Annotated in this window: 16 protein-coding genes; 7 read left to right on the top strand and 9 right to left on the bottom strand. The window is 71.1% G+C overall.

Annotated elements, in window-relative coordinates:
- Positions 1–66: 66 nt before the first annotated feature.
- From ACIBVL_RS11970 to ACIBVL_RS11960, 3 genes are all read right to left on the bottom strand, one after another.
- Positions 67–270, bottom strand: coding sequence for a cold-shock protein (locus tag ACIBVL_RS11970; protein ID WP_381177127.1), 204 nt, complete (start codon positions 268–270; stop codon positions 67–69).
- A 261-nt stretch (positions 271–531) separates the two neighbouring features.
- A complete protein-coding gene (locus ACIBVL_RS11965; protein ID WP_399095940.1) occupies positions 532–705 on the bottom strand; it encodes a hypothetical protein in 174 nt (57 codons plus the stop codon).
- A gap of 14 nt (positions 706–719) precedes the next feature.
- Positions 720–1,076 (bottom strand): PRC-barrel domain-containing protein, encoded by a 357-nt coding sequence (locus ACIBVL_RS11960; protein WP_399095937.1) that lies wholly within the window; start codon positions 1,074–1,076, stop codon positions 720–722.
- A 126-nt stretch (positions 1,077–1,202) separates the two neighbouring features.
- Between ACIBVL_RS11960 and ACIBVL_RS11955 the strand changes: the two genes are divergently transcribed.
- On the top strand, positions 1,203–1,595 hold the full coding sequence (locus ACIBVL_RS11955; protein ID WP_399095934.1) for a winged helix-turn-helix transcriptional regulator: 393 nt from the start codon (positions 1,203–1,205) through the stop codon (positions 1,593–1,595).
- 231 nt (positions 1,596–1,826) lie between these two features.
- Here ACIBVL_RS11955 and ACIBVL_RS11950 read toward each other — a convergent pair whose 3' ends face one another.
- Together ACIBVL_RS11950 and ACIBVL_RS11945 are read right to left on the bottom strand one after the other, a co-directional pair.
- Positions 1,827–2,744: a peptidoglycan-binding protein gene (locus ACIBVL_RS11950; protein ID WP_399095931.1), complete on the bottom strand. Its 918-nt coding sequence runs from the start codon at positions 2,742–2,744 to the stop codon at positions 1,827–1,829.
- A 75-nt stretch (positions 2,745–2,819) separates the two neighbouring features.
- Positions 2,820–4,820: a BTAD domain-containing putative transcriptional regulator gene (locus ACIBVL_RS11945; RefSeq protein WP_399095928.1), complete on the bottom strand. Its 2,001-nt coding sequence runs from the start codon at positions 4,818–4,820 to the stop codon at positions 2,820–2,822.
- Positions 4,821–5,524: 704 nt separating this feature from the next.
- Here ACIBVL_RS11945 and ACIBVL_RS11940 point away from each other — a divergent pair.
- The gene (locus ACIBVL_RS11940; RefSeq protein ID WP_399095925.1) at positions 5,525–6,322 is read left to right on the top strand and encodes an SGNH/GDSL hydrolase family protein; all 798 of its coding nucleotides are present in this window, start codon (positions 5,525–5,527) and stop codon (positions 6,320–6,322) included.
- Positions 6,323–6,450: 128 nt separating this feature from the next.
- Here the strand turns inward: ACIBVL_RS11940 and ACIBVL_RS11935 are convergent, their stop codons facing one another.
- Positions 6,451–7,341 (bottom strand): DUF72 domain-containing protein, encoded by an 891-nt coding sequence (locus ACIBVL_RS11935; RefSeq protein WP_399095922.1) that lies wholly within the window; start codon positions 7,339–7,341, stop codon positions 6,451–6,453.
- Positions 7,342–7,779: 438 nt separating this feature from the next.
- On the opposite strand from ACIBVL_RS11935, the gene ACIBVL_RS11930 reads away from it, so the two are divergent.
- Both ACIBVL_RS11930 and ACIBVL_RS11925 read left to right on the top strand, forming a co-directional pair.
- On the top strand, positions 7,780–9,465 hold the full coding sequence (locus ACIBVL_RS11930) for an NAD-dependent malic enzyme (RefSeq protein WP_399095919.1): 1,686 nt from the start codon (positions 7,780–7,782) through the stop codon (positions 9,463–9,465).
- Positions 9,466–9,684: 219 nt separating this feature from the next.
- The gene (locus ACIBVL_RS11925; protein ID WP_399095916.1) at positions 9,685–11,025 is read left to right on the top strand and encodes a jacalin-like lectin; all 1,341 of its coding nucleotides are present in this window, start codon (positions 9,685–9,687) and stop codon (positions 11,023–11,025) included.
- A 190-nt stretch (positions 11,026–11,215) separates the two neighbouring features.
- Here ACIBVL_RS11925 and ACIBVL_RS11920 read toward each other — a convergent pair whose 3' ends face one another.
- Entirely contained in the window at positions 11,216–11,725 is a 510-nt protein-coding gene (locus ACIBVL_RS11920; protein WP_399095913.1) for a DUF5990 family protein, read from the bottom strand.
- Positions 11,726–11,751: 26 nt separating this feature from the next.
- A complete protein-coding gene (locus ACIBVL_RS11915; RefSeq protein WP_399095910.1) occupies positions 11,752–13,047 on the bottom strand; it encodes a helix-turn-helix domain-containing protein in 1,296 nt (431 codons plus the stop codon).
- A 213-nt stretch (positions 13,048–13,260) separates the two neighbouring features.
- On the opposite strand from ACIBVL_RS11915, the gene ACIBVL_RS11910 reads away from it, so the two are divergent.
- Both ACIBVL_RS11910 and ACIBVL_RS11905 read left to right on the top strand, forming a co-directional pair.
- Entirely contained in the window at positions 13,261–14,010 is a 750-nt protein-coding gene (locus tag ACIBVL_RS11910; protein ID WP_399095907.1) for a DUF4232 domain-containing protein, read from the top strand.
- 197 nt (positions 14,011–14,207) lie between these two features.
- The gene (locus ACIBVL_RS11905) at positions 14,208–15,626 is read left to right on the top strand and encodes an alpha/beta hydrolase (protein WP_399095904.1); all 1,419 of its coding nucleotides are present in this window, start codon (positions 14,208–14,210) and stop codon (positions 15,624–15,626) included.
- Between the two features lie 337 nt (positions 15,627–15,963).
- Here ACIBVL_RS11905 and ACIBVL_RS11900 read toward each other — a convergent pair whose 3' ends face one another.
- Positions 15,964–17,463, bottom strand: coding sequence for an RICIN domain-containing protein (locus tag ACIBVL_RS11900; protein WP_399095901.1), 1,500 nt, complete (start codon positions 17,461–17,463; stop codon positions 15,964–15,966).
- Positions 17,464–18,494: 1,031 nt separating this feature from the next.
- Between ACIBVL_RS11900 and ACIBVL_RS11895 the strand changes: the two genes are divergently transcribed.
- The gene (locus ACIBVL_RS11895) at positions 18,495–19,382 is read left to right on the top strand and encodes a 2-dehydropantoate 2-reductase N-terminal domain-containing protein (protein ID WP_399095898.1); all 888 of its coding nucleotides are present in this window, start codon (positions 18,495–18,497) and stop codon (positions 19,380–19,382) included.
- Positions 19,383–19,524 lie beyond the last annotated feature (142 nt).

Here is a 19,524-nt window from a genome sequence, read left to right as displayed (position 1 = left end):
TGCACGAGCTGGGGCCCGCACCCCAAGGTGCGGGCCCCAGCTACGAAATATGCGTCAGTGCCGTGATCAGGCGGGGACGATGTTCTCCGCCGTCGGGCCCTTCTGGCCCTGGGCGATGTCGAAGGACACCTTCTGGCCCTCCTGCAGCTCACGGAAGCCCTGGGTGGCGATGTTCGAGTAGTGGGCGAACACGTCGGGGCCGCCGCCGTCCTGCGCGATGAAGCCGAAGCCCTTTTCCGCGTTGAACCACTTCACGGTGCCTGTGGTCATTTGATTTCTCCTTCGGAACGGTGTTCGGAGTCTCGCCCTGTGCGGACTCCGGTCGCCGTGATGATCACCCGTCGGAAAAATCTTCTGGGAACCACAACTGCAACTGGTATCGACAGTAGCATGACGCGATCCGCCGGGCGCGGAAAATAAGCGCGTCCGGCCCGCTGACCGGGGAATATTCCCGCGCGCCGCGGAAATTTCTCCTCTCGCGGCCGTAGATATTTCGCTTCCCGGACCGCAGTGTCACGGCGAAAGGCGTGGTCAGCGGACGGGGCGCCGATGCATGCGCCGGCGTCCCACGACTGCGACGAAGGCCACATCGGCCACGAAGAACACCACGCCGATGGCCAGCAGATAGCCGAGGCTCTCGGCCGCGGTGCCGATGATGCCCAGGGCGACGGCCACCAGAAGGATCGACAGGAAGGTCACCAGCACCCCGGGCCACCTCCTCAGCGGCGGGCGAGTTGACGTTCGCCCGCCTCGCCCTGGCGGTACGGCATGCCGTAGTAGTCGAAGATCGTCTCTTCCCGGTCGGCGGGCAGCACGTCGTCCGTCCCCATCGAGGGAGCCTTGCGTACCTTGCCCCTGGGATGGGAGACCTTGACGTAGTCGGGACCCAGGGTCGCCTCGTCGAGCGGGACGAAGACGAGACGCTGACGGGTGGGCAGCCCCGTGCGGACCGTGGCCATGGCCGGTTCGTCGGTGGCCGTGTCCACGTAGACCGCCTCGAGCATGCCGATCTTGCGCCCTTTCGGGTCCACCACGTCGTGGTTGCGCCACTCCCGGACGTCGGCCGCGCGGATCATGCTCCCTCCCTGCCGTCGGAGAAGGGCACCGTGCCTCGTTCCACGCTACTCCGGTTGCGGTCTGCCGCCGCCCCGCGGAAAGGCACTAACCGATCGGAAGTGTCCTCGGAGAAGTAAGGTACGGATATGGGAGTAAGTGAGGCCACACTGGTGGACCGTGTCAGGAACGCCGACGGTGACGGGATGTGCCCGCAGCGGGCGGCCATGGAACATGTCACCAGCCGGTGGGGCACCCTCGTGCTGATCGCCCTGCTGGACCGTTCGTACCGCTTCGGGGAACTGCGCCGGGAGATCGGCAGGGTCAGCGAGAAGATGCTGACCCAGACCCTGCAGACCCTGGAACGCGACGGGATGATCCATCGTGACGCCCAGCCGGTGATCCCGCCCCGCGTGGACTACTCCCTCACGGACCTCGGCCGCGAGGCCGCCGAACAGGTCCGGGCCCTCGCGCAGTGGACGGGGCAGCGGATGGCCGCGATCCAGAGGGCACGCGAGGAGTACGACGCCGCCAAGGCGTGACGTCGGATCGGGCGGGGCGGCCCGGAGGGCGTACGACACCGTGTGGACGCGGCTGCGCAGGCCGGGGCCGGTACTCCGGCAGGGGCCGGGCACGCCGATGTCCGCGGACGGGTACGCCGTCCGCGGACATCCAGGCGGTGGTGCGATGCGAGCTGCTTCGTGCGGTGGGCGCGGGGGTCCGACAGGGCTCGGCGGTTCGCGGGTCCGGCCCGTGGGATCAGGCCCGCGGGGTCACGAGAACAGCAGGCGCCAGGTCAGGGGACCGGGGGTGCCGTCGGCGTCGCCGCGCAGTTCCTTCCGCGACTTCTGGAAGTCCCGCACGTTGAGCCGGTCCGCCTCGCCCCAGGTCTTGCTCGGGCCGACCTTGTAGTGGTCGCCGAAGCCCCGCTTCACCAGCTGCTTGCCGAGCTGCAGGACGTACGCGTTGGTGGCTCCGGCCACGAAGTACTTGCGTCCCGGGAAGGCGGGGACCTTCGGCTTGGCGGGGGTGGTGGTCTCGGTGGTGTCGTCGTCGCCCAGGTCCAGATCGGCCTTCGCGTACTTGACGATCCTGGCGAAGTCGATCGCGCCGGGGTCGCCGTGGACGTTCTCGGGCACGTGCATGTGCCCGCAGACACCCTTGAAGTCCGTCCACTTCGCGGCCGTCATCCGCTGGCCGCCGCTGCCGTACGACGTCGGGTACGCGGGCCACGACTTCGGGCCGGACAGCGGCACGCCGTGCTCCTCGTGCATCCACGTCAGGAAGCGGGCGACGCCGTGCAGCGCCCAGTCGGGGGCGTCCGGCCAGTAGACGTGGGCCGTGCCCGCCGCCTTCCACTTCGCGTGGGTCTTCGGGTCACAGGTGCCGACCAGCTCGACCTGGCACACGTTCAAGGTGTTCGTCTCGACACCGCCCCGCAGGTTGACCAGCGCCCGCGAGGAGGTCTCGATGTCGAAGTGCTGGTACCACTTCAGCTTCTTGGCGGAGAGGTCGGGGACCGCCGTCAGGTTCGGCGCGGTGGAGCCGCCGTCGTACCCGGGCAGGGTGGGGCCCTCGGTGGTGTGCAGGACGACGACGTCGACCTGCATCGCGTCGCCGCCGAAGTCGTCCTGGTACCAGTTCGCCCGGCTCGCGCCGGGGTATCGCTGCGGTCCCGTCTTGGTGCTCATCACGGACTCCTGAGGTGAGTGGGGCCTCGCCCGTTCGGCGAGGTGGATCGAGGGAGAACCGCTCGGCCCGGGGAATCAGCCGGAACGGCGGCCCCGGACCCGGGCGGGAATCGCCGCCGGAGCCATGGGGCCCGCCGCCCGCAGATGCCGGGCCAGGCGTTCCGGGTCGGCGTCGTCACGGCCCGCCAGTTGGCGGGCGAGCGCGGCGTGCCGAAGCTGTCGGGAGGAGGGGGTCTGGGCGCTCAGTACGACGTCGCGGGGCAGCTCGGGCAGCCGGTAGCGGCCGACGGTGTCCCCGGCGCCGGCGTCCGCGTCCCAGACCAGGATCCGGGCGGTCACGGCGGCGTCGATCAGCGGCAGCAACTGCTCCGGTGCCAGGCCCTGGACGGCGGCGAGCAGACCGACGTCCAGCCATTCGCCGTCGGCCGCGGCGTAGGTGAGCATGGTGCGGGCCGGCTCGGGCAGCTCGACCAGTCGCGCGTGGAGGATGCCCCGGACCGCCGCCGGTACCTGCGCCTCCGGGCCGGTGCGCCGGCCGGGCGGCAGTTCGACCAGCTCGGCCAGCGCGAACGGGTGCCCCTCGGCACGCCGGTGCAGTGCCGCCGCCTCCTCGGGCGTGACGTCCTCGCCGCGCGCCGCGAGCAGTTCGGTCACGTCGTCGGCGGTCAGCGGCTCCAGGGTCAGCCAGGTCGCACCGAGCAGGGCCAGCTCCGCGAGCAGCATGCTGGACGCCGGGTTGTCGCCGCTGCGCAGGGTGCACACGAAGAGGACCGGGGCCTCCCGCACCACCTTGGCGAGCCGCCTCAGCAGGCGGTGGAAGCCCTGCGGCGCCTGGTCGAGGTCGTCGACGACACACAGGGTGGGCGCCTGCGTGAGCTCGTGGACGACGGTGCCGAGCGGGTCCTTCTGGGCGACCTCGTCCTGACCGGAGTCGGAGCCGTCCTGCCGCAGCGCGTCCAGGAGCTGCACGGTGGGGCAGGTCTGGGAGATCCCGCGGTTTCCGCTGAGTGCCTGACCGGCCCGGGTACGGGCGACGGTGAACCCGACCGCCGCTGCCCGCGCGGACAACTCCTCCAGCAGCCGGGTCTTGCCGGACCCCTGCTCCCCGTGGACCACGGCCCACCGGGGGCGGCCCGCGGCCGCGGCCGCCAGCAGGGTGGCAAGTTGTCGGCTCTCCTCGCCGCGGCCCACGAAGGGTGTGGGGGTGGTGGAGCCGGTGTCCGGGTGCACACAGGTGTGGGCGAAGCCCGGGCCCGGGGAGAGGGACGTGGCGGTTCCAGCCGTGGGCTGCGTGCCGAGAACGACGACGTCGTGCCGCAGGATCGCGGTGTGCAGGTCCCTCAGCTGGGGGCTGGGGTCCAGGCCGAGTTCCGTGGCCAGCATGTCGCGGAACCGCTCGTACTGCCGGAGCGCCTCGACCGGCCGGCCGGCCGCGTACAGGGCGCGCATCAGCAGCGCCCAGGAGGTCTCCCGGAGCGGGGCCTTGAGGACCAGGCCCTCGGCGACGCCGATCGCCGGTTCCGTCTCGCCCTGCTGGACGAGGATCGCGGCCTGCAGTTCCTTGGCGTCCTGGAGCGCGCCGTCGAGCCGGGTGCGCTCGCGCATCGCGAAGGCGTGCTCGGTGGCCTCGGCCAGGGCCTCGCCGCGCCACAGCGCGAGCGCCGCGTCGATCTCCTGCCGGGCGACGGCGAGCTGTCGGTCCCTCATGGCCTCGCGGGCCCTGCTCACGGACTCCTCGAAGAGTGTCGTGTCCCGTGCTTCGCGGGGCACCTTCAGCGCATAGCCGGCCGGGCCGCTGACCAGCATGGTGGACCGGCCCTGCCGGACGGGGTCGAGGACCGCGCGCAGGCGGCTGATGTGGGCGCGTACGGAGGAGGCGGCACCCGTCGGCCGGTCCGTCGGCCACAGGTCGCGGCAGAGGGTGTCCGACGAGACGGGGCGGCCGTCCTCGATGAGCAGGCGGACGAGCAGCAGCCGGCGCTGCCGGGGCCCCAGGTCGAGACGGACGTCGCCCTTCAGCGCCTCGACGGGGCCGAGGACGCCGAACCGTATCCCGTGTCCATGATCTGAGTTCACCGGTGGGCCCCTCCTGGGCGGCGCTGGGTACGAAGGGCCTCGCCGAACGTGGCAACGCGGCTGAGTGGCATGCAGGTTACGCGATGGACTGATGTGAGGTCGGTCAAGCAGTCAACCAACGGTTCGTTGTTTGTATGTTGTCCATGTGTTGCTCGCGGCGGTACCGCGCTCGGCTGTGTCATTCGGTGCCGTCACAACCCGCGTCCGCGGCCGCCGAACAGCGCCCGTCGGACGTGCCGTCGCTCCACCGGGGGCTGCCCCCGACCGCGATCGCCCTGACAAACAGCAGGGCGATGAAGCGGAATAGAATCACCGTGTTCACAGGTGAATTCTCGAAGCGCGGGGGCCACGGCGCATCGGCTGTTGACCCGATCTCCGGGCCGTCCGTCTGCAACCGTAGTTAGAGGACGGGACTACGCCTGCGGTCGTACTCGCGCCTGCCGCCGCCCGGCTTCGGGCCGCCGGAGACCGCCGCCGTGCCCAGGAGTACGGCCGCCCCGCCGCGTGGGTGTGCCCCTTCGGCCGGGCGCGGACGGCCGGGCGGGCAGACCCCGTCGCTCACTTTCCCGAAAGGGAGTCAATTGCGGGCAACGGTCCGACAATTCCCCTACAACAAGCCCGAGTTGCCCCATCGGCGGGCCGCTGTACGATCCTCCTCCCTGACCTTGATCAGTGAGTAGAACCCCGCGCTCCAGAAGGAACTCATGCGTAAATTCAAGTCGGTTGTCGTCAGCGCCGTCATGGCATTCACCGGAATGACGGCGATGGCCAGCGCCCCCGCCCAGGCGGCGGGGGAATTGGAGTACGTGGCCCTGGGAGACTCGTACGCGTCCGGGGTCGGAGCGGGGTCTTACGACACCGCCAGCGGCGACTGCAAGCGCAGCCAGCTCAACTACCCGGTCCTGTCGCAGGCCGCGCACTCCGAGTACACGCTGAAGGACGTCACCTGCAGCGGCGCGACCATCGCGGACGTGCGCAACAACCAGCTGTCCGCCCTGAACAGCGGCACCGACGTCGTCACCCTCACGGTGGGCGGCAACGACGCCCAGTTCACCACCGTGGTCACGAACTGCCTCTCCGAGAGCGACAGCTACTGCAAGACGGCCACCGAGTGGATGTCGTCCTACGCCAGGAACCAGATGGTGACGGAACTCACCAGCCTGTACCAGGACATCAAGGCCCGGTCGCCGAAGGCCGAGATCATCGTCCTCGGCTACCCGCGGGCGCTCTCCTCGGCCGGGACCTGCCCGCTGATCGACCTCAGCGCCGCCAAGCGCACCTACATGAACGGTTTCGCCGACGCGCTGGCCGAGGGCACCAAGGCCGCGGCGGCCGCTCAGTCGGTCACCTTCGTCGACATGCGCGACGCGTTCAAGAACCACGGGGCGTGCGGCTCCGACCCGTGGATCAACGACCTGACCGCCGGAACCGCGGTCTTCCACCCCAACCTGACGGGCTACCTGGCGGGCTACTCCGACCAGCTCAACAAGGCCTGGGGCTGACCCCGGCCCGGCGGACGACGCATCCCCGGGTCGCCGACCCGGGGGTCCGTCGCGGGGCATCCACATCGAAGGCACCGGCCGGCGCCCGGCCCGTGGAGACGGGCGCGGCCGGACACCCGTAGGCGTTCCTACTCGGGTGTGGATGCCGAGACCGGCAGGGGGCGCCCGTCGACGGGGTGGCCGAGCAGCCGTGTCATGGTCTCGGCCGCTCGCACAGCGGCGTCACCGCAGCAGTTGTTGAACAGGACGTGGAGCCGCTCGACCCGCTCGGCGAGAGCACGCAACCGGGGGATCCACTCGGCGAGTTCCTCGTCGCCGTACGCGTACCGGTACCGCTCCTCCTTGCTCCCGGTCCGCCAGGCGGCGCTGCGTCCGTGGAACCGGACGACGGACAGCCGAGGAGACGTCACGGGGGTGACCGGGGGGACGGAGCCCGGGAGCGCCTGCGCCATGTCGACGGCGACGGCGGCCATGCCGTACCGCGCGAGCAGCGCGCGGGTGGCCTCCTGCCGACCCTCCCGCCACCATTGGGCATGCCGGAACTCGACGGCGACGGGCCACCCCTCGGTCCGCCGGGCGGTCTCCGCCAGAAAGGCCTCGGCCCGCGCCCCGGGCCGGAACCACGGCGGGAACTGGAACAGCACACTCCCCAGCCGCCCCGCCCGCCGCAACGGCGCGACCCCGGCGGCGAAGCGCGCCCACACCTCGTTCAGTACACCCGGATCACGGGTGTCGGCCGGTAAGCCGTCCGGCATCACCGAACTCCGCGTGGGGTGCCCGGTCAGCAGGGAGAACGCCTTCACGTCGAACACGAACCCGTCCGGTGTCCGCTCCACCCACAGCCGGCTGTTCCGCTCACCCGGCAGGGCGTAGTAGGAGGCGTCGACCTCCACGACCGGGAACCGCCCGGCGTAGTGCCGTAACCGTCCCTCGGCGTCCCGCCGCCCCACCGGATACCAGCCGCTGCGGACCAGCATCGGGTCGGTCCACGAACACGTGCCCACGAGGATGTCGCCCATGGGGGGGCGGGTACCCAGGGAGTCAGATCGCCCTGCGTCCACCCGTGTTCGGGCCGGTCGCCGCACGCGGTGCCCGCTCCTGGGCAGGGTCCCTCCTCCGGCTCGCCCGGCTGCTCCCCCTCCGTGCCGACGCGTTCGCCTCGGAGCGACGGGGTCCGGGCCCAGAGGGCGGGGCTCACGCCTGCGACTGCCCGTATCCGCACCGAAGTTCGCACGTCCCCTCCGACCCGCGTGGCGGGAGGGCGACGGTACGCACAAGGCCTGGGCGGGTCACCCGTCCGATGCGTATAGCCGACAGAGCCCGCATCGGCGTCACCTCAAAGGAGCGGCAAAAAAGGGCGAGGGCGGGTGCCCCCGCCCGGTCGGGCGGGGACCCGGCTGCGGGGAGACGAACAAGTCCCGCAAGGCCCCGGCAGGGGCCCGACGTGAGGAGAGCCGATGGTTTCGCCCCGGAAGCGTGCACAAGAGGTCCACGGGGGAGTGGGGAGGGAGGCGGGACCGGGCGGGCGCGCGCTGCTCGCGGACCCGCTGAGGAACAAGGGCGTCGGCTTCACCCAGGAGGAGCGCGAACGGCACGGCCTGGTCGGGATGCTTCCGCCCGCGGTGCTGTCCCTGGAACTCCAGGCGCGGCGGGCCTGGGAGCAACTGCGGGCCCAGCCGGACGACGTGGCGAAGAACGTGTACCTGGAGCAGCTCCACGACCGTAACGAGGTCCTCTATTTCCGGCTGCTCCGCGACCATCTCCCCGAGCTCCTGCCCATCGTCTACGACCCGACCGTCGGCGAGGCGATCAAGCGCTACAGCCACGAATACCGGCGGCCGCGCGGTGTCTACCTGTCCATCGACCGGCCGCAGGACGTCCGTCCCGCGTTCCAGGCGCTCGGCCTGGGCCCCGACGACGTCGACCTGGTGGTGGCGACCGACGGGGAGCAGCTCCTCGGCATCGGTGACTGGGGTGTCGGCGGTATGCAGATCTCCGTCGGCAAACTGGCGGTCTACACCGCCGCCGCGGGTATCCACCCGGGGCGGGCCGTCGCGGTGATGCTCGACGTCGGCACCGGTAACCAGGCGCTGCTCAACGACCCGCTGTATGTCGGCAACCGGCACAGCAGGGTGCGCGGTGAGGCGTACGACTCGTTCGTCGCCGCCTTCGTGGAGGCGGTGGGCGAGCTGTTCCCGCACGCGCTGCTGCACTGGGAGGACTTCGGCCCCGGCAACGGCCGCCGTATCCTCCAGCGGTACGGCGAGAAGATCCGCACGTTCAACGACGACATGCAGGGCACCGGCGCGATCACGCTGGCCTGCGTCATGAACGCGGCACACGTCACCGGCACGCCCATGCGCGACCAGCGGATCGTGGTCTTCGGCGCCGGGACGGCGGGGGTGGGCATCGCCGACCAGCTGCGCGACGCCATGGTCCGCGACGGGCTGGACCGCGAGGAGGCCACCCGCCGCATCTGGTGCGTGGACCGGCAGGGCCTGCTGCGGCAGTCCACCGAGGGGCTCCGCGACTACCAGCGGCCGTACGCGCGGCCCGACGACGAGTGGCCCGGCGACAGGCCGGCCGACCTGCCCGGTGTGGTGGACCGGGCCCGGCCGACCGTGCTGGTGGGGACCTCCACCCAGCCCGGGGCCTTCACCCGGGACGTGGTGCGTTCCATGGCCCGCCACGTGGACCGGCCCGTCGTCCTGCCACTGTCCAACCCCACGGAGAAGATCGAGGCCATGCCGGCGGACGTGCTGCGGTGGACCGAAGGCAAGGCCCTGGTCGCCACCGGCATCCCGGTGCCTCCGGTCGAGCTGGACGGCACCACGTACGTCATCGGCCAGGCCAACAACGCCCTCCTCTACCCCGGGCTGGGACTGGGCGCCGTCGTCGCGCGCGCCGAGCGGATCACCGACGGGATGCTCCAGGCCGCGGCGGAAGCGGTCGCCGGCCTCGCCGACCTGTCGCGGCCCGGCGCCGCCCTGCTGCCGGAGGTCGAGAACCTGCGCGCCTCGTCCGCCGTGGTCGCCGCGGCCGTCGCCCGCCGCGCCGCCGAGGAGGGCGTGGCCCGGGCCCGCCCGGACGACGTGATCCAGCAGATCCAGGACACGATGTGGCAGCCCGAGTACGTCGAGTGAGTACCTGCCTCCCGGTCGGTGCGGCTTTCGCGCCGAGCGGGGGCGTTGCTCGTCACGGGGGCGAACTCGCTTCCGTACACGCGGTGTTCGCCGCCGCGGCATCAGTATTCCGTTCCTCGTCACCAAGTTCTCCCGAGGGCACGACAAGCGGCGTAACCGCCGGTAACTTCGGTCGCGCTTCCCTCACAACCGCTTTCACCCCCCAGGAGACACACCCCCATGCGCAGACTCCTCGCCTGCCTGGCGGCGGCCGTCGCCGCCCTCGGCGGGCTCGCCGCGACCGCGCCGTCCGCGGCCGCCGCGGACTCGGGCAGCTTCAGCGTGCTCAGCTACAACGTGGCGGGCCTGCCCGAGGCCATCTCCAGCGCGCCCACGCCCCGCGAGTCCAGCACCACGACCATCGGTGAGCGCATCGCGCCGTACGACGTCGTCCAGGTCCAGGAGGACTTCAACTACCACGCCTACCTGTACGCCGCCGACTCCGCCCACGCCTACCGCACCCCCACCAGCGGCGGAGCGGGCATCGGCAGCGGGCTCAACACCCTGTCGAAGATCGCCTACGACGAGGACGACTTCGAGCGGGCACGCTGGAACTCCTGCCAGTACGACTCGGGCGACTGTCTGACCCCCAAGGGCTTCACGTTCATGCGCGAGCGTCTCGCCGAGGGCGTGTACGTCGACTTCTACAACCTCCACACCAACGCCGGCACCAACGCCGGCGACCTCGCCTCCCGCGCCGACAACCTCGAACAGCTCACCGCGTTCATCAAGACCCACTCCGCCGGCAACGCCGTCGTGGTCATGGGCGACACCAACACCCGCTACACCCGCAGCGGCGACACCATCGCCGAGTTCGCCGCCGCCAACGGCCTCACCGACGCCTGGGTCCAGCTCATCCGCGGCGGCACCCCGCCCGCCAAGGGCAGCGACGCGCTGGTCTGCGACCAGTCGGGCGCCACGGTGCCCAACACCTGCGAGGTCGTCGACAAGATCCTCTACCGCGGCAGCAAGCTCGTCTCCCTCAACGCCACGTCCTACAACAACGAGCACGCCAAGTTCCTCACCGACGGCGGGCTCATGCTCTCCGACCACGACCCGATCACGGTCGGCTTCTCCTGGTCGCGCGACGCCGCCTTCCAGCTCAGCGACCAGTTCGGCGGGCCGCACGGCGACTACTTCAACGACATCGGCAGCGTGCCGGCCGCAGCCCGCGCCACCACCCTCGCCCTGCGCTCCGGCTCCCGTGTCGACCGGATGAGCGTCACCCTGACCGACGGCACCACGCTCGCCCACGGCGGCACCGGCGGCACCGCGTCCTCCCTCACCCTCGCGAGCGGGGAGTACGCGACGGCCGCTCAGCTCTGCCGGGGCGTGAAGGACGGCCGCACCCGCATCTTCTACGCCAGGTTCACCACCAACCTGGGTCGCACCCTGGCCGGAGGCACCACGACCTCCGACTGCGTGACCCGCACCGCCCCCTCCGGCTGGCAGATCGCGGGATTCCACGGCCGCTCCGGCGAGGAGGTCGACAAGATCGGCCTCGTCTACACCCGGCGCTGACCGCTTCGGCGCCCGGGGCGGCGCGAGAACACCCCGCCCCGAGCGCCGGGCACACCGGCACTCACCGATAGGACGTGCGACGCGCCACGTCAGCGGCGACGCCGCGCAGCACGCGGATCACCGCCGCCACCGCTGTGAACGGCGTCGCCGGCATGTCGGCCCGACCAGCCGCCGGGCGCCACGTCGGCCCTCACCGAGGAGGGATCGCGTCCTCATGGTCCGACAGCCCGTCCTGGCCGGCGGGTTCGGCGGTCCAGGTGATCTGCGGGGGCTCGACCCGTGCGCACAGGGGGTTGCCGCCGGAGTCGGTCAGGCCGAGGCGTCCGACCAGCAGGCCGCTGCGGGCGGCGGCGGCGAGTGTGTCGGCGGGGATGACGTCGAGCATGAGCTTGGCGCGGCGGAACATGGCGAAGGTGCCCGAGTCGTCGACCGTGCCCCAGGACAGGTAGATGAACCGGCGGCCCAGACGATCCTGCACGTACGGGCCCTTGACGTCGATGCCGGTCGGCGAGGCGGTCGCGGTGCACTCCAGCGTCCACGTCGCGGAGGCCGCGTCGCCGGGCTGCGGGTCGAGGAGTTCGGCGGGACGGTCGCGGCGTTGCACCGCGACATGGATGTCGGTGTACGCGGGGACGTTGTCGTCGGGGCGGGCCGGGCGGCTGCGGCCGGGCAGGTCGACGGCGTCGATACGGATGCGCATACCGGCCATCATCCGCCGCCGGGCACTCAGCCGGGAATGTCGGGGTCCGTCTCGTTCCGCCCCCACTCCGAGGAGCCGTTGGGATAGAGGTACGCGGGCCGGCCCGCGTTGCCGCTCGTGCGGAAGGGGTTTCCGTTGTCGTCGACGCGCAGGACTCCGTGCCGGTCGCCGCTGGACCAGTTCAGCTCCAGGTACCAGCTCACGTTGTACGCCCGCGCGTCCGCGAAGACGTAGAAGACCTCGGGATCGGACTCGGTCACCTTGTACGGGAAGTCGCGCTGACCGGGCCCGGGGGAGACCGTGGGCTGCCTGTCGTCGAGGTTCACGTCGAAGGCCACCGTCTCGACGCCGCCGCCGCACCCGTCGTGCATCTGGTAGTCGTTCCAGGCGAGCGGCGCGCTCTTGTCCACCACCCGCACATTCAGGTCCTCCAGGACGACGGTGGCCTTCCCGGTGCCCTGCACGGTCAGCGCGAGCATCTGCTGACCGCCGGTGACCCCGCCGAGCGCGGTGACCCACCCGCGTGCGTCCGGCTCGTTCGGCGGCGGAGGCACCTGTTCGGGCTCCCGGTCGATCAGGATGTGCGGGCCACACCGGTCTTCCCACTTGTACGGATTGACGGTGACGGCGGGCGCGGTCGCCCCGTCCTGGGAGCCGACGCCCTGGGCCGCCCCGGTCTCACGGCTCCTGGCGGCGGAGCGGGAGGGGGCGGCCGTGGGGCTGCCGCTGCGGGTGGCGGACGGCGAGGCCGACCCGGCCTTCGGGGGGGCCGACCCGGAGGCGCCGCTTTCACCGACGGACGGGGAGGCGGCCCCCACGGACCGCGTCCCGCTCCGGTCGTCATCGCCCTTGCCGGGTACGAGATCCACCACGAGCGCGGCCGACACGAGGGCGGCGGCCACGGCGGCCCCGGCGAGGACGACGGTACGCCTCCGCCGCGGCTCGGGAGCCTCCGCCAGGGGCCGCCGCTCAGCCTCGGGAACGGCCTCGCCCACCGCTTCGGCCCCTGCCGCCCCGGTCCCGGCCTCCGCCGCCGTCCGCGCCGGCGGTTCCTCCTCCGCGGGGGCCCTGCCCGGCTTCTGCCTCCGCAGGGCGTCCGCGAGAACCCACCGCCGGTGCAGTTCCACCAGTTCCTCGGGCGTCGCCTTGCAGACCCGTGCGAACCGCTCCACGGGCGCGTAGTCCGTCGGTACGGCGTCCCCGTTGACGTACCGGTGAAGCGTGGACGCACTCATGTGCAGCCGCTTCCCGAGCACCCCGTAACTGAGCCCGGACCGCTCCTTCAGCCGTCCCAGCAGCTCCGAGAACTCGTCCCCCGCCACCGTTCCTCCCTCTCCCCACATCCCGGAGCCCCATTCCAGGGGAAGGTCGTTCCCCCAGGTCAGAGCCTTGCGAGCGTTCCAGCGTTCCGGATGCCCCGGCGGTTGTGGCGGCCGGGACGGAACGCCGCACAAGCTTGGGCCATCCAAGCACGCCGCTCCCGGCACCCGGTCGAGCGGCCCATGCCAACAGCCGTACCGCACAAGGGGGATCACATGTCCACACGCACCCACCGCACCCGCGTCCTCGCCGCTGCCGCGCTCGCCGCCGCCGCACTGACGTTGACGGCATGCAACAACGGAGAGGGTGTCGTCGACGAGGGGGCGCCGGTGGGATCCGTGTCCACGGCGTCCACCACGCCCTCGTCCAAGGCGAGCGGGGGAACCTCCACCGGGGCGGGCCAGACCGACCCGGCGGGCTCGACCTCCGAAGGCTCGACGGGCGGCGCGGCCGGTTCGAGCGGCACCACGGGTTCGTCGGGTTCCACGGGCGCGTCGGGTGCATCGGGTTCCCAGGGCTCCTCGGGTTCCCGGAGCTCCAAGGACTCGGGGCCCACCAGGACCCCCTGCTCCACCACCTCCACCCGGATGACCGCCACGGAGGTCTCCCGGCCCCTGAACCACCTTCTCCTCACCGTCACCAACACCGGCTCGAAGAGCTGCAACCTCATCGGCTATCCGGCGGTCCGATTCGGAGATGCCCAGTCCGTCCCGCCGGCCTTCGAGGACTCCAAGCCGCAGGCGGTGGTCACGCTGGCTCCCGGTGAGTCGGGCTATGCGAGCGTCCTTCTCTCGGCCGCGGACGGCAGTGGTTCCAACGGCTACACGGCCAAGTCCCTCGAGGTCTTCTTCAACGAGGGCGCGAGCGCCGCCCGACCGGCACTCCCCGCGAAGGGCGTGTACGTCGACGACTCGATCGGCGTCTCGTACTGGCAGTCGACCATGGCCGACGCCCTGGACCGGTGACCCGAGCAGGCCCGGGTCGATGACCTGGGCCTTCTCGTTCGACCGCTCCAGGGGGCGGCGGCGTAGCGGCCCGGCTGAAGTTGGGCACTCTCTTGACGACAGCAAGAAAAAGGCCCTACATTCCTCGACGCGTTCGTTCAGTTCGCTGAACACCTGCTCCGGCCCCCACCTCGCAGCCGCCCCCAAGGAGCCGCCCCATGCCTGTCGGCACCCGCAGCCGCGCCCCCCGCACCCGTCTGCGCATCGCCCTGGCCGCCCTGGCCACGCTGGCGTCCGCGGCCCTCACCGCCCTTCCCGCACCGGCCGCCGAGGCGGACACGGCGGAGGTCAGTGGCCATCTCACCGGCACCCTCTCCGACGGCGCCACCTGGGTCGCGGACGTACCCGAGCGCTGGAACGGCACCCTGCTGCTGTTCAGCCACGGCTTCGGCCCCACCGTCGCCAGGAACGCCCCCACCGACGCCGTACGCACCGAACTGCTCGCCGAGGGCTATGCGTTGGCCGGTTCGTCCTACGACCCCCAAGGCTCGATGTGGGCTCTGAACAGCGCCGAACGCGACCAGTTCGCCACGATCGACGCCGTCACCGCGAAGATCGGCACCCCGCGGCGCACGCTGGCCATGGGCAATTCGATGGGCGGACTCGTCAACGCGCAGCTCGCCCGGGACGGCGGCGGGCGCATCGACGGCGCGCTCGGCCAGTGCGGCCTGGTCGCGGGCGGCACGGATCTGGACAACTACCAGCTCGACGCCGAGTACACCATCGCCCGGCTGCTCCTGCCGGAGCAGGACGTACGACTTGTGCGGTTCGGCAGCTCCGCCGACGCCTCCGCCACCGCCGCCCTGCTCACCAAGGCGGTCACCTCCGCCCAGAGCACCCCGCAGGGCCGCGCCCGGATCGCGCTGGCCGCCGCCTTCCTCAACCTCCCCGCCTGGTCGCCCGGAAAGGACCGGCCCGCCGCGACCGACTGGGCGGGCCAGGAGGAGCAGCAGTACGACTGGTTCGCGCAGGGCATCCTGTCGTTCGTCGAGGGCGGCCGGTACGCCGTCGAGCAGTCCGTCGGCGGCAACAACTCCTGGAACCGGGGCGTCGACTACGCCCGCCTGCTCGCCGGTTCCGCACACGCGCCCCAGGTCCACGCCCTCTACCAGGCGGCCGGACTCGACCTGCGTGCCGACCTGCGGGTGCTGACCGAGGGTGCCGCGGTCACCGCCGATCCCGCCGCCGTCCGCACCGCGCGCCAGACGTCGTCCGCCGGCCAGGGACTCGAGGTGCCCCTGCTCAACATCCACACCACCGCCGACAACCTGGTTCCGGTGGAGCAGGAAAGCCGCTTCGCCGCCCGTGTGCGCGCCTCCGGCGACGGTGCGCTGCTGCGGCAGGCGTACGTCGAGCGGCAGGGACACTGCGCGTTCACCACCGCCGAGACCGTGGCCGCCCTGCACGCGCTCGAACACCGCGTCAGCACCGGCCACTGGGACGACGTCGCGACCCCGGCCGCGCTCCAGCGGTCGGCCACCGCCCTCGGTCTGGACGGGGCGGCGTACGTCCCCTACCGCCCGGCACCCCTGACGGTCGGCCGCGACGACCACCCGGCGCACCCCACCCGGCGCTGACGTCGGCACCCGCTCAGGTCCGACGCGTCCGGACCCGGCCCTTGCCGCCCGGCACCGGGCCGGGCCCCGTGCCGTGGCTGACGCGGTGCGTTCAGTCCGTGGCCGCGGCGTTCGTCCGTGGGCGGGAGGCCGGCAGGAGACGTGATCGGCTCACCGTGAAGCCCACCGTGGCGCCGCCGCCCACCTCCGCCGCTGCCGGGTGCCCTGGAGCGGTCGGCGAGTGACCCCGCGTCCGGCGGATCCGTCCGCCGGACGCGGGGCCCCGACCCGCCCGGACGAGCAGTGTCGTGCGGGCGCGGGCCGGTGGGTGACGACCGGCGCCCTGCGAGGGATCGGCTCAGCCGACGGTCCACTTCTGGCTCGCCGCGCCCGTGCCCGTCAGCTGGACGACGGCCGCTCCGGTCGTCGTCGCGCTGTTCAGCACACCGAGGTTCAGCCCGCTGTGCACGGCCACCAGCATGTAGACGCTGCCGGTGTAACTGCCGACCAGGTCGAAGAAGAACTGCTGGTTGGTACCGCCGTTGCAGGTCCACTGGATGAGCTGGCGGTTCTCGGCGGTCGACTTGCTGGGGACGTCCAGGCACAGCCCGCTGTTGACGTTCTTCAGCGTGTAGATGTTGGCCGAGACCCTGGTGGCGGTCCACTGCTGGTCCGTCCCGCCCGTGCCGGTCGCCTGGATGACGGTGGCGTTGGTGGCGGTGGACGCGCCGGTGACATCGAGCAGCAGGGAGCTGTTGGAATTCGTCAGGGTGTGGGCTGCCGCGCTCGGCACACCGCTGTTCGGCGTCCAGGTGCCCGCCTGGACATCCAGTGACCAGGTCGGGTACTGGCCGAGGTTCACCGTCGTACCGCTGATGCTCAGCGGAAGCCAGATGAGCTTGGACGCGCCGAGATCGGAGGTGTCCCAGCGGTCGCCGGCGTAGACGTAGGTCGTGCCGGAGGTGCCCGCGACCGTGATGATGTTGGCGGTCTGGCTGCCGTAGGTGTGGGTTCCCGGGGCGGCGAAGTTCCTCATCGCCGACCAGGTGCCGCTGACGGAGGTGGCGGTGGAGTAGACGTTGTCGTTCAGGCTCCAGCCGGTCAGGTGCGAGGCCAGCAGGTAGTAGATCCCGTTGGCCTTGATCATCGCGGGTGACTCGAAACTGTTCGCGCCGCCGTCGCTGCCCAGGATGGCGACCGTGCTCACCGGGGTGAGGTAGTCGCCGGAGAGCAGGTCGATGCGCAGGCCGTTGTTGCGGTCCTCGGACATCAGGTAGGCGGTGCCGTCGGTGTCCTGGAACAAACCGATGTCACGGCTCAGCTGGCCCAGCGGGCGGGAGCTGCCCCGGTAGTCGTAGGGGCCGCAGGGCGTGCTGCTGGTCGCGACACCGACCTTGGCCTCGGCGTAGGTGAGGCTGTCGATGTGCACGTACATCACGTACTTCTGCGTGGTGGCGTTGTAGATCACCTTCGGCCGCTCGACCACCCGCGACGGGCCGAGGTCGCCGCTGCTCTGCAGGGACAGGGCGTCGCCCTGGTACGTCCAGTTCGCCAGGTCGGTCGAGCGGTAGCAGGCGATGGCCTGGAAGGACGTGTCGGACGAGGTCTCGCCGGTCTTGTTCTCGCCGAAGCCGTACCAGGTGTCACCGACCTTGATGATGCCCAGGCCGTGGAGCTGCAGGGTGTTGCCGGCGGTGTCGGTCCGCGCCGCACCGGTCGTGAAGGTCACCGTGGTGGCGGCCTGGGCGGGCGGGACGGGTATCAGGAGCGCTGCGACACCCGCCAGCAGGGTCAGGAACGAGGCGGCGGCGGTGCGCCATGGTCCCCGGCGGCGGCCGGAAGACGTTCCTTCGGACATGTCTCTTCACCTCTTCTTCGAGGTCCCGGCCGCCCGCGTCCGTTTCGGCGGCGGGCACGGCGGTGCCGCAGCGTGTGCGGGGAGGGAGAGGGCCGGGTACGGGGGACCGGTACGGCGGGGCCGGCGGGTCCGTGACCGGGTGACGGGGAGGACGGATATGTCTGGCTGTTTGGCGGGTTAATGACAACTGTCGCCAGAAGCTCTGTCAAGACATCGGCGTTGGATTCTGTTTCTTTTTGACTGATCCGGTCGGCTGGGGGAGGTTGAGGAGCTGAGCGGCTGACGGTCCGTCAATCTCGGCTGCTTCCTCCCCCTGTGCGGCTCCCTGTGAGGCGAACGCTTGACGCGGACCCGTTGGCCGGGTGAACGATCAACGCGGGGCTCGGCCCCTGTCAGGCGCCGACAGCTCTTTGCTGATTGCTTTTGTTGGAGCGGCGCCGGCCGCTGCGGCGCCCAGGAGACCGGCGACGCGTCCGCGGCGGAGTGGCCGGACGGTGATCCTCGCCGCGGCGGGCCGACTCCGCCGAGCGCCGGGTGAACCTCGTGTGTAGGCACGTAAAGGCCCTGTAATTGCGCGCTGACGGGCTGACGCGCTGCCGCGCGCCCTCGGGCATATGCCGGAAGCATCCTCATGAGGGTTTACTCTTCCGACATAAGTAATTAACAGCCGCTCCTCTCACTATGTGTGGATCCCGTGTATAACTTCGTACTGTCCGAATTTATAGCGACAGGTGCCAAGTGGGGGGTGTCGTCGCTTGGTGCAGCACTGACAGGGGGTTTGGGGGGCTTCACCGACGGCGTCTTCTCGCGCTGTCGCGTTGTCGTCGGCCGCACGCCACAGGGGAGGCGTGTCCGTGCCGGACGCACTTCAGTGAATTCACGGTGAGCTGCGCCCGCATGCAGCTACCGGTACTGACCATCGTATTCCGCGCGGTTTGGTGTCTGCCTTTCCCTGTCGCCGGATTCGCGTATTCCGCTTCCGTGTTCGGTGTGCCCTCAGGCACCCGAATCCGAACAGGAGACTGATTCAAATGGCCAGAATCTTCATCGTCGGTTCCGGTGTCGTCGGAACAGCCACTGGCAAGGGGTTCCTCAACGCCGGACACCAGGTGACCTTCATCGACGTGGCGCCGCAGCGCCTGCAGTACCTGCGCTCCCAGGGGCTGGACGCGCGTGCCGCCCTCGACCTCGACGGCGAGCCGGACGCGTTCATCTTCCTCACGCTCCCCACGCCCAACGTCGGCCACCGCTACGACCTGTCCGCGTTCGAGGCGGGCACCGCCTCCGTGGGCAAGGCGCTGGCCGGCGCCACCGGCACGCACATCGTCGTGGTCCGCTCCACGGTCCCGCCGGGCACGGCCGAGGGCCTCGTGCAGCCGCTGCTGGAGAAGCACTCCGGCAAAACCGTAGGTGAGGGCTTCTCGCTCGCCAGCAACCCGGAGTTCCTCCGCGCGGCCACCGCGGTCGAGGACTTCCGCCACCCGTGGATGACCGTCATCGCCTCGCGCAGCGTACGCACCCGGGAGCGGCTGGCCGAGCTGCTGGCGCCCTTCGGCGGTGAGACACGCGTCTTCTCGAACCCCGCCGAGGCGGAGTTCGTCAAGTGCGCCCACAACATCTACAACGCCACGAAGATCAGCTTCTGGAACGAGATGTGGCTGGTGGGCCAGCACCTCGGTCTCGACCTCGACCCGATCGCGCAGACCGTGGCGCGCTCGGCGGAGGCCTCCTACAACCCGTACTACGGCATCCGGGGCGGCGCTCCGTACGGGGGCGTCTGCCTGCCGAAGGACACCCAGGGATTCCTCGGCCTCGCCGCGTCGATCGGCGTCGCCATGCCGCTGCTCGAGGCGGTCGTCGCCGTGAACGACAAGCTCGCCGAGGTGGCCGAGATGGAGGCGGAGGCCCTGACCGCCTGAGCCTTCCAGGCCTGGCGGCCGACCGGGCAGGAACGGTTCTGTCCGGGCCGGGCCCGGGCGGTTTCCCGGGCCGGGCATTTCGGCCGCCGGAATATCCGGCCGCCGGGCATTCCGGATGGCGGAATATCCGGCCGCCGGGCAT

It is taken from the genome of Streptomyces sp. NPDC049687, assembly GCF_044465285.1.
GTDB lineage: Bacteria > Actinomycetota > Actinomycetes > Streptomycetales > Streptomycetaceae > Streptomyces.
The sequence above is the reverse complement of the archived record's forward strand: the minus strand, read 5'-3'. Positions and strand labels throughout refer to the sequence as shown.

Excerpts from the sequence above, each read along its gene's own strand:
- ACIBVL_RS11970 (WP_381177127.1), bottom strand. The coding sequence starts at position 270 with ATGACCACAGGCACCGTGAAGTGGTTCAACGCGGAAAAGGGCTTCGGC.
- ACIBVL_RS11960 (WP_399095937.1), bottom strand. The coding sequence starts at position 1,076 with ATGATCCGCGCGGCCGACGTCCGGGAGTGGCGCAACCACGACGTGGTG.
- ACIBVL_RS11955 (WP_399095934.1), top strand. The coding sequence starts at position 1,203 with ATGGGAGTAAGTGAGGCCACACTGGTGGACCGTGTCAGGAACGCCGAC.
- ACIBVL_RS11950 (WP_399095931.1), bottom strand. The coding sequence starts at position 2,744 with ATGAGCACCAAGACGGGACCGCAGCGATACCCCGGCGCGAGCCGGGCG.
- ACIBVL_RS11940 (WP_399095925.1), top strand. The coding sequence starts at position 5,525 with ATGCGTAAATTCAAGTCGGTTGTCGTCAGCGCCGTCATGGCATTCACC.
- ACIBVL_RS11935 (WP_399095922.1), bottom strand. The coding sequence starts at position 7,341 with ATGGGCGACATCCTCGTGGGCACGTGTTCGTGGACCGACCCGATGCTG.
- ACIBVL_RS11930 (WP_399095919.1), top strand. The coding sequence starts at position 7,780 with ATGGTTTCGCCCCGGAAGCGTGCACAAGAGGTCCACGGGGGAGTGGGG.
- ACIBVL_RS11925 (WP_399095916.1), top strand. The coding sequence starts at position 9,685 with ATGCGCAGACTCCTCGCCTGCCTGGCGGCGGCCGTCGCCGCCCTCGGC.
- ACIBVL_RS11920 (WP_399095913.1), bottom strand. The coding sequence starts at position 11,725 with ATGCGCATCCGTATCGACGCCGTCGACCTGCCCGGCCGCAGCCGCCCG.
- ACIBVL_RS11910 (WP_399095907.1), top strand. The coding sequence starts at position 13,261 with ATGTCCACACGCACCCACCGCACCCGCGTCCTCGCCGCTGCCGCGCTC.
- ACIBVL_RS11905 (WP_399095904.1), top strand. The coding sequence starts at position 14,208 with ATGCCTGTCGGCACCCGCAGCCGCGCCCCCCGCACCCGTCTGCGCATC.
- ACIBVL_RS11900 (WP_399095901.1), bottom strand. The coding sequence starts at position 17,463 with ATGTCCGAAGGAACGTCTTCCGGCCGCCGCCGGGGACCATGGCGCACC.
- ACIBVL_RS11895 (WP_399095898.1), top strand. The coding sequence starts at position 18,495 with ATGGCCAGAATCTTCATCGTCGGTTCCGGTGTCGTCGGAACAGCCACT.